We start from the raw sequence: 8,492 nt of genomic DNA on the forward strand, positions 1-8,492 counted from the left end.
TCAACGCACGCGATGCGCGCCCAGTTCGTACTCTCGGAGATCGGTGTCGGCCTCCGTCGCAATCTCACGATGACCTTCGCGGTCATCGTCTCCGTGGCTCTCTCGCTGGCCCTCTTCGGCGGCGCCGTGCTGATGGGCCAGCAGGTCAACGCGATGAAGGACTTCTGGTACGACAAGGTCAACGTCACGATCTACCTCTGCAACAAGAACGACGCCTCGGTCTCCGAGACCTGCTCCAAGGGCGCCGTCACCGCCCAGCAGAAGGAGCAGATCGAGACCGACCTCGGGAAGCTCGACATCGTCGAGACCGTCCACCACGAGTCGGCGGAGGAGGCGTACAAGCACTACCGGGAGCAGTACGGCGACACGGCCATCGCCAGCGTCATCACCCCGGACCAGATGCAGGAGTCGTTCCGGGTGAAGCTCAAGGACCCGGAGAAGTACGAGGTCGTCGCGACCGCGTTCTCCGGCCGGACGGGCGTGCACTCGGTGCAGGACCAGCGCGGCATCCTGGAGAACCTGTTCAACATGATGCGCGGCATGAACGTCGCCGCCCTCGTCGTCATGGGCCTGATGCTGCTCATCGCGCTGATGCTGATCGTCAACACCGTGCGTGTGTCGGCGTTCAGCCGGCGCCGTGAGACGGGCATCATGCGGCTGGTCGGCGCGTCCAGCTTCTACATCCAGATGCCGTTCATCATGGAGGCCGCGTTCGCGGGTCTGCTGGGCGGTCTGGTGGCCTGCGTCCTGCTGCTCGTGGGCCGTTACTTCCTGATCGACGGGGGCCTCTCGCTCGCCGAGCAGATGCCCCTGGTCCAGTTCATCGGCTGGGACGCGGTGTTCTCGGTGCTGCCGCTGGTGCTGGTCATCGGCCTGTTGATGCCGTCCCTTGCGGCGGCGGTCGCCTTGCGCAAGTACCTGAAGGTGTGACAAGCGCCCCTGGCGCCGTGCGGTCAACAACCGTACGGCGCCGTTTGCTTGTCCTAGAGTGGGCGCCATGTCGCTGCCGGATCCAGAGTCCTCGCTCCGGCTCCGCCGCATCGGGCGCGGGGCGGCGCTGAGCGTGCTCTTCGCGACCGTCCTCGCGACGGCCGCCGCGACCGACTCCCTGCCTCACGACGACACGGACGGAGTGAGGGCGGCCGACAGCCGCTCCGCCGCCCACGCCGGCGCGCCGCCCCGCTCCGGCGACGACGAGGCCGTACGGGACGAGGCGGTCCGCGCCGCGGCGGAGGCCATGGCGGACGGCAAGTCCGGGGCGAAGGCGGCCGAGGAGGTCGTCAGCCGCAGCGGCGACCGCTGGGGCGCCGTCTACGACAAGGGCGAATACGAGGAGTTCCAGCGCGCCCTCGACGGTGCGTACACCGGCGTCGGCCTGGGGGCGCGCCGTACCGCCGACGGCCATGTCGAGGTGGCCCGGGTCCAGCCGGGCGGCCCCGCGGACCGGGCCGGTCTCCGGCCCGGTGACCGGATCCGTACGATCGACGGCCGCCCCATAGGCGGGCGCACCGCCGCCGAGGTGGTCGCCCTGCTGCGCGGCGACGGCACGGCCGGCGACGGTACGGGCGCCGAGGAGGGCTCCGCCGTCGTGCTCGGCCTGGAGCGCGGCACGCGCGCGTGGACCCGGACCCTGCACCGGGCCCGGCTCGCCACCGAGGCCGTCACCGTACGGCGGATGGGCGGTGACACGGTACTCATCCGGGTGACCGCGTTCACCCGGGGCAGCGGCGCCCTGGTGCGCGAGGCGGTGGAGGGCGCCCCCGAGGGCGCCGGGGTCATCCTCGACCTGCGTGGCAACGGCGGCGGGCTGGTCACCGAGGCGGTCGCCGCCGCGTCCGCGTTCCTCGACGGCGGGCTCGTCGCCACGTACGACGTGCACGGCGAGGAGAAGGCCCTGCACGCCGAGCCCGGCGGTGACACCGGCAGACCCCTGGTCGCACTGATCGACGGCGGCACCATGAGCGCGGCCGAGCTGCTCACCGGCGCGCTCAAGGACCGCGGGCGGGCCGTGACCGTCGGCTCCCGCACCTTCGGCAAGGGCGCCGTCCAGATGCCCAGCAACCTCCCGGACGGCTCCGTCGCCGAACTCACCGTCGGCCACTACCGCACCCCGGCCGGGCTACGTGTCGACGGCCGGGGCATCACGCCCGACGTGCCCGCCGACGACCGGGCCGAGGATCGGGCCCGGACGGTATTGAGTGGCCTCGGGGGCGGTGCGTAGTGCGAAAATGGCCGCACTATGGCTAAGGAAAAAGGGCGCAAGCTGATCGCGCAGAACAAGAAGGCGCGGCACGATTACCACATCCTGGACACCTACGAGTGCGGCCTGGTCCTGACCGGCACCGAGGTGAAGTCGCTGCGCCAGGGTCGGGCCTCGCTGGCCGACGGCTTCGTACAGATCGACGGGCACGAGGCGTGGCTGCACAACGTGCACGTACCGGAGTACAGCCAGGGCACCTGGACCAACCACAGCGCTCGGCGCAAGCGGAAGCTGCTGATGCACCGGGCCGAGATCGACAAGCTGGAGTCCAAGTCCCAGGAGACGGGTCACACGATCGTGCCCCTCGCCCTGTACTTCAAGGACGGCCGGGCCAAGGTCGAGATCGCGCTCGCGCGGGGCAAGAAGGAGTACGACAAGCGGCAGACCCTGCGGGAGAAGCAGGACCGGCGCGAGGCCGAGCGGGCGATCTCCGCGGTGAAGCGGCGCCAGCGGGCGTGACGCGGGTCACAGGTGCCGGGAAATAAGCTGGCACGGTGCCGTGTTGTTCACGTACGATGGCGCCTGCCCCACACAGCGGGGGCGCGCCCCTCAGGGGGCTTGAAAAATCAACATGGGGATGATCGGTTTCGACAGCGGCTGTCGAAGCAGGGGAAGCGTGTCGAGGAAGCGGCAATGATCTCGTAAACCATATGTCGCAACCAATAATCGCCAACACCAAGCGCGATTCCTTCGCCCTCGCTGCCTAAGTAGCGACTTGCGAAGTGTCAGCCCGGGGCTGTTCCCGACCCGGATCCTGGCATCAGCTAGGGAACTAAACTTCTGAGCCCGGTCACGGGGCCCAGGAGGAAATCAAACAGTGACTGAGCCCGTCGGAGACTTGTCCGCGTGATCTCCGGGGCCGAGAAAAGCGCAGCGGACTGCACACGGAGAAGCCCTGGTTCCGCACCGTTGGACGCGGGTTCGATTCCCGCCATCTCCACTCATCCCATGTGGGCAGAGGCCCGGCAGCCCGAAAGGCGGCCGGGCCTCCGTCATGCCCGGGGTCACCGCCCCGCCGCCGTGCTCGCGCCCGCCGCCCGGGCCGTGCCCGCCACCGCCGCCAGGCACAGGGCCAGGCCGGCGGCCGCCACCGGCAGCGCATACGCCGTGACCGCGCCCGCCCGCTCCACCAGCCAGCCGCCCGCCGCCGCGCCGGTCGAGATACCGCCCAGGAGGGCCGTCACCGCCAGCGTCATGCCCTCGTTCAGCTGCCCGGCCGGGGTCAGCCGCTGCACCAGCGTCATACCCGTCACCATCGTCGGCGCCGTCGCCATGCCCGCCAGCAGCAGCGCACCCGCCAGGGCCAGCAGCGAACCGGTGCGCGCCGCGCACAGGGGCAGGGTCATCAGGGCGGTCATCGCGGCCAGGCACACCAGCAGCCGGCGCCGTACGTCCCTGGCGGGGCGCACCGAGCCGTATGCGAGGCCCGCCAGGAACGAGCCCAGCGCCTGGAGCGCCATGACCGGGCCGGCCACCGGGCCGTCCACGAACGCCAGCGTGACGATCTCCATCGAGCCGAAGATCGCCCCCGTCGACAGGAAGACCGCCAGCAGCGCGGGCATGCCGGGCATACGGAGCGGGGAGCGGGTCCGTGTCCCCGCCGCGCGCGGGGTCACCGGCGGCTCCGTGGCGCGCTGCGCGGTGAACAGCAGCATGCCGGTGAGCAGCAGGACCGCGCCGATCAGCGTGCCCGCCTCCGGGAACAGCGCCGCGCACAGGAAGGCGGCCAGCACCGGGCCGACCATGAAGCACAGCTCGTCCACCGCCTGCTCGAAGGCGTTCGCCGTGTGGGCCGCCGCCGGGTCGTCGCGGTACAGGTGCGCCCAGCGGGCCCGGGACATGCCGCCGATGTTCGGGGTCGTCGCCGTCGCCGTGTACGCGGCGAACAGCGTCCAGGACGGGGCGCCGTAGTGCACGCAGAGCAGCAGGGCCAGCGAGCCCAGGACGGCCAGGGCCGTGGCCGGCACGGCGACGCGGGCCTGCCCGTACCGGTCGACGAGCCGGGCCGTGAAGGGCGCCACGACGGCCGTGGCGGCGAGGCCGGTGGCGGTGACGGCGCCGGCGAGGGCGTACGAGCCGCGCGACCCGGCGATCATGATGACGGCGCTCACGGTGAACATGCCCATCGGCACGCGCGCGATGAGGTTGCCGAGGGTGAACGCGCGCGTGCCCGGCAGCGAGAACAGCCGGAGGTACGGGTTGCGGGGGCGGCGCGACGGGCGACCGGCCGGGCCGGCGGCCGGCCTGCGGGGCGGTCGGTGTGCAGGAGAGGCGGCCGGGCGGGCGGCCGGGCGGCGGCGCTCGTCGTAGCGGGGGGCGAGGACCAGGGCATCGGGCGTCACGGCCGGCAGCGGCGCGGCCTTCGTCGGGTGCGGGGGCATGATCACAGCTTCACGGCCCCGCCCGCCCGCGGTCCAACACCAATCCCGCACCCATTGACGCACTTCTGTTGTAAATTCTCGGGCGTGGCCCCCGACATCGAACCGCGCCTCCTGCGCGCCTTCACCGCCGTCGCCGACGAACTCCACTTCACCCGCGCCGCCGCCCGGCTGTACGTCGCCCAGCAGGCACTCAGCCGCGACATCCGGCGCCTGGAGCGGGACCTCGGCACCGAGCTGTTCGTCCGCACCACCCGCCAGGTCACGCTCACGGCGGACGGCGAGCGGCTCCTGCCGTACGCGCAGGCCGTCCTCACCGCGCACGACGACCTCACCGCCGCCTTCGCCGGCACCGGGCCCCGCCCGCTGCTCGTCGACCTGAACTCGCCGGGCATGAGCAACGCCCGGGTCCTCGACCTGGCCCGTGAGCTGGCGCCCGACTGCGAGCTGATGGCCCGCTTCGAGAGCGGCCTGACCGGCGCGGCCGCCGAGATCCTCGCCGGCCGGCTGGACGTGTCCTTCGGCCGGGTCGCGGGCCTCGACGCGGCGGTCCGCGCGCGGCTCGACTGGCAGCCCGTGCGGTACGAGCCGATGGCCGTGATCCTGCCGAACGACCACCCGCTCGCCGAACGCGCCGAGGTCGAGCTGTCGGCGCTCGCGGGCGAAGCCCTGTACGCCGGGGCCGGCAACCCGCGCACTCTGGAGTGGACCGACCTGGCCGCGCGGCTCTTCGCCGAGCACGGCGTGCGCGTCGCCCCGCCCGCGCCCCTCGCGGTCGGCGTCGAGGAGTTCCGCCGCGTCATGGCCAAGAGCCGCACCCCCGTCCTGGTCGTCGTCGATTTCCAGGCCATGCCCGACACCGTCCTGCGCCCGCTCGTCGCCCCCGTACCCTTGGCTCCCGTGGCACTGGTGTGGCGCAAGGGACTCAGACACCCGGGTCTGGACGCGCTGCGCACCGCCGCCGCGGAGCTCGCCGCCGACGAGAACTGGCTGGTCATCCCGGACGGCGCCTGGTTGCCCGCAGCAGATGCCGCCGCCATGAGCGGCACCGTCCGGCCGAGGGCGCTCACACCGCGCCCGTACGTCGGGTGAGAGCAAGGTTTCAGCCCGGTCACCTCAGATGACCGGGCTGAAACGCGGCTTCCCTAGCGTCGGGTCCCGACGGGGTTCAGGGATCGAAAGCAGCGGAGGTGCGCAATGGGTGGACGGTGGATCCAGGAATGGGATCCGGAGAACGAGACCTTCTGGCGGGAGAAGGGAGAGCGGATCGCCAACCGCAATCTCCTCTTCTCGGTGATCTCCGAGCACATCGGATTCTCCATCTGGTCCCTCTGGTCGGTGATGGTCCTGTTCATGGGACCGGAGTACGGCATCGACCCGGCCGGGAAGTTCTTCCTGATCGCTTCGGCCACGCTGGTCGGCTCGGTCATCCGGGTGCCGTACGCCTTCGCCGTGGCCCGGTTCGGCGGCCGCAACTGGACGATCATCAGCGCGATGGCGCTGCTGCTGCCGTCGGGCATGGCCTTCATGGTGATGGAGCCGGGCACGTCGTACACGACCTTCCTCGTGGTGGCTCTGCTCACCGGTGTCGGCGGCGGTAACTTCGCCTCCTCCATGACCAACATCAACTCCTTCTTCCCGCTCCACAAGAAGGGCTGGGCGCTCGGCCTCAACGCGGGCGGCGGCAACATCGGCGTCGCCGTCGTCCAGCTGGTCGGCCTCGCCGTCATCGGCACGGTCGGCGCGGGTCACCCGCGGGTCCTGCTCGGCATCTACATCCCGCTGATCATCGCCGCCACCGTGTGCGCCGCGCTCTACATGGACAACCTCGCGCCCGTGAAGAACGACACCGGCGCCGCGAAGGAGGCCGCGCGGGACGCCCACACCTGGATCATGTCGTTCCTGTACATCGGCACGTTCGGGTCGTTCATCGGCTACAGCTTCGCCTTCGGCCTGGTCCTCCAGACCCAGTTCGGGCGCACCCCGCTCCAGGCGGCCTCCCTCACCTTCATCGGCCCGCTGCTCGGCTCGCTGATCAGGCCCGTCGGCGGCTCCCTCGCCGACAAGCACGGCGGCGCCCGCATCACCCTGTGGACCTTCGCCGCCATGGCCGCCGCGACCGGAGTCGTCATCTTCGCCTCGGTCACGTCGTCGCTCACGATCTTCCTGGTCGGCTTCATCGCCCTCTTCATCCTGACCGGACTCGGCAACGGCTCCACGTACAAGATGATCCCGGCGATCTTCAAGGCGAAGGCACACGCCTCCGGCCTGACGGGCGAGACGGCCGACGCGTACGGACGCCGCCTCTCCGGCGCCTCCATGGGCCTGATCGGCGCGGTCGGCGCGATCGGCGGCCTCGGTATCAACCTCGCCTTCCGGCAGTCCTTCCAGACCGCCGGGACCGGCACCGCCGCCTTCGTCTCCTTCCTCCTCTTCTACGGCGCCTGCATCGCCGTGACCTGGGCGGTATACCTTCGCAAGCCGGCCACCAGCGCCGCGGAGGTGCCCGCACAGCGCCGGCTCAGCCTCTCCGAGGTGTGATCGGGCGTGGTCCGTAACGGCGGGGAAACCTTGGCGAACCGAGACTGTCACGCACTCTTGTCAGGCTCAGGCGCTATGCACGAGCAGCAGCAGGAGCACGGTCCCCTCGCGGGCTTCACGGTCGGCGTCACCGCGGCCCGCCGCGCGGACGAGCTGGGCGCACTCCTGCAGCGCCGGGGCGCGGCGGTCCTGCACGCCCCGGCGCTGCGGATCGTGCCGCTCGCGGACGACGCCGACCTTCTCGACGCGACCAAGGACCTCGTCGCCCACGCCCCGGACATCGTCGTCGCCACCACGGCGATCGGTTTCCGGGGCTGGGTGGAGGCCGCCGACGGCTGGGGATACGGGGAGGACCTGGTCGCCCGCCTGCGCGGCGTGCAGGTCCTCGCCCGCGGCCCCAAGGTGAAGGGCGCGGTACGGGCGGCCGGGCTCACCGAGGAGTGGTCCCCGGCCATGGACTCCATGGCCGAGGTCCTCGACAGGCTCCTCACCCAGGGCGTCTCCGGCCGCCGTATCGCCCTCCAGCTCCACGGCGAGCCGCTTCCCGGCTTCGTGGAGGCCCTCCGGGACGCCGGGGCCGACGTCGTGGTCGTCCCCGTCTACCGGTGGATGCCGCCGGAGGATCTGGCCCCGCTGGACCGGCTCCTCGACGCGACCGTCGCCCGCAGCCTGGACGCGGTGACCTTCACCAGCGCCCCGGCCGCCGCGTCGCTCCTCGCCCGCGCCGAGCACCGGGGGCTCCTCACCGAACTGCTGGACGCGCTGCGCCACGACGTCCTTCCCGCCTGCGTCGGCCCGGTCACCGCCGTACCGCTGCAGAGCCACGCCGTGGACACCGTCCAGCCCGGCCGCTTCCGGCTAGGACCGCTGGTCCAGCTCCTCTGCCAGGAACTGCCCGGCCGCGCCCGCACCCTGCCGGTGGCGGGCCGCCGCATCGAGATCCGCGGCCACGCGGTCCTGGTGGACGGCGAACTGCGCCCCGTGCCGCCGGCCGGCATGTCCCTCCTCCACTCCCTGGCCCGCCGCCCGGGCTGGGTCGTCTCCCGCGCGGATCTTCTCCGCGCCCTCCCGGGCGCCGGCCGCGACGAACACGCCGTGGAAACCGCCATGGCCCGCCTCCGGTCCGCCCTGGGCGCCCCCAAACTCATCCAGACGGTCGTCAAACGCGGTTACCGCCTGGCCCTGGACCCGGCGGCGGACGCGAAGTACGCGGAGGCGTGACGGCGGCTGCGCGCGACGGACGGCGGGAGTGGGGCGCGATGCCGCCCGCGGCCGGGCCCCGCGCGTGGGACGCCGGCGGGCGCGCCTCCGGT

The 8,492-nt window shown here is 72.0% G+C and carries 7 protein-coding genes and 1 other RNA gene; 7 read left to right on the forward strand and 1 reads right to left on the reverse strand.

Annotation, left to right across the window (positions count from 1 at the left end):
- Positions 1-12: 12 nt before the first annotated feature.
- From ftsX to ssrA, 4 genes are all read left to right on the forward strand, one after another.
- Entirely contained in the window at positions 13-930 is a 918-nt protein-coding gene (gene ftsX / locus FVS66_RS15320) for a permease-like cell division protein FtsX (protein WP_149181755.1), read from the forward strand.
- A 67-nt stretch (positions 931-997) separates the two neighbouring features.
- Complete coding sequence (locus tag FVS66_RS15325; RefSeq protein ID WP_149181756.1) at positions 998-2,221, forward strand: S41 family peptidase; 1,224 nt, start codon at positions 998-1,000, stop codon at positions 2,219-2,221.
- An 18-nt stretch (positions 2,222-2,239) separates the two neighbouring features.
- Positions 2,240-2,719 (forward strand): SsrA-binding protein SmpB, encoded by a 480-nt coding sequence (gene smpB / locus FVS66_RS15330; RefSeq protein ID WP_149181757.1) that lies wholly within the window; start codon positions 2,240-2,242, stop codon positions 2,717-2,719.
- A 114-nt stretch (positions 2,720-2,833) separates the two neighbouring features.
- Positions 2,834-3,203: a transfer-messenger RNA gene (ssrA, locus tag FVS66_RS15335) on the forward strand.
- 61 nt (positions 3,204-3,264) lie between these two features.
- On the opposite strand, the gene FVS66_RS15340 is transcribed toward ssrA, so the two are convergent.
- The gene (locus FVS66_RS15340) at positions 3,265-4,641 is read right to left on the reverse strand and encodes an MFS transporter (protein ID WP_149181758.1); all 1,377 of its coding nucleotides are present in this window, start codon (positions 4,639-4,641) and stop codon (positions 3,265-3,267) included.
- Positions 4,642-4,725: 84 nt separating this feature from the next.
- On the opposite strand from FVS66_RS15340, the gene FVS66_RS15345 reads away from it, so the two are divergent.
- The 3 genes from FVS66_RS15345 to FVS66_RS15355 all read left to right on the forward strand — a co-directional run bounded on the left by FVS66_RS15345 (position 4,726) and on the right by FVS66_RS15355 (position 8,400).
- Complete coding sequence (locus tag FVS66_RS15345) at positions 4,726-5,730, forward strand: LysR family transcriptional regulator (RefSeq protein ID WP_149181759.1); 1,005 nt, start codon at positions 4,726-4,728, stop codon at positions 5,728-5,730.
- 105 nt (positions 5,731-5,835) lie between these two features.
- The gene (locus FVS66_RS15350; RefSeq protein ID WP_149181760.1) at positions 5,836-7,179 is read left to right on the forward strand and encodes a nitrate/nitrite transporter; all 1,344 of its coding nucleotides are present in this window, start codon (positions 5,836-5,838) and stop codon (positions 7,177-7,179) included.
- A 75-nt stretch (positions 7,180-7,254) separates the two neighbouring features.
- Entirely contained in the window at positions 7,255-8,400 is a 1,146-nt protein-coding gene (locus tag FVS66_RS15355; RefSeq protein ID WP_149181761.1) for a uroporphyrinogen-III synthase, read from the forward strand.
- Positions 8,401-8,492: the final 92 nt, after the last annotated feature.

The organism is Streptomyces sp. TRM49041, from assembly GCF_008271805.1.
Taxonomy (GTDB): Bacteria; Actinomycetota; Actinomycetes; order Streptomycetales; family Streptomycetaceae; genus Streptomyces.

What these genes read in the sequence shown, in the direction of transcription:
- ftsX (WP_149181755.1), top strand. Translation starts at nt 13, where the DNA reads ATGCGCGCCCAGTTCGTACTCTCGGAGATCGGTGTCGGCCTCCGTCGC.
- FVS66_RS15325 (WP_149181756.1), top strand. Translation starts at nt 998, where the DNA reads ATGTCGCTGCCGGATCCAGAGTCCTCGCTCCGGCTCCGCCGCATCGGG.
- smpB (WP_149181757.1), top strand. Translation starts at nt 2,240, where the DNA reads ATGGCTAAGGAAAAAGGGCGCAAGCTGATCGCGCAGAACAAGAAGGCG.
- FVS66_RS15340 (WP_149181758.1), bottom strand. Translation starts at nt 4,641, where the DNA reads ATGCCCCCGCACCCGACGAAGGCCGCGCCGCTGCCGGCCGTGACGCCC.
- FVS66_RS15350 (WP_149181760.1), top strand. Translation starts at nt 5,836, where the DNA reads ATGGGTGGACGGTGGATCCAGGAATGGGATCCGGAGAACGAGACCTTC.
- FVS66_RS15355 (WP_149181761.1), top strand. Translation starts at nt 7,255, where the DNA reads ATGCACGAGCAGCAGCAGGAGCACGGTCCCCTCGCGGGCTTCACGGTC.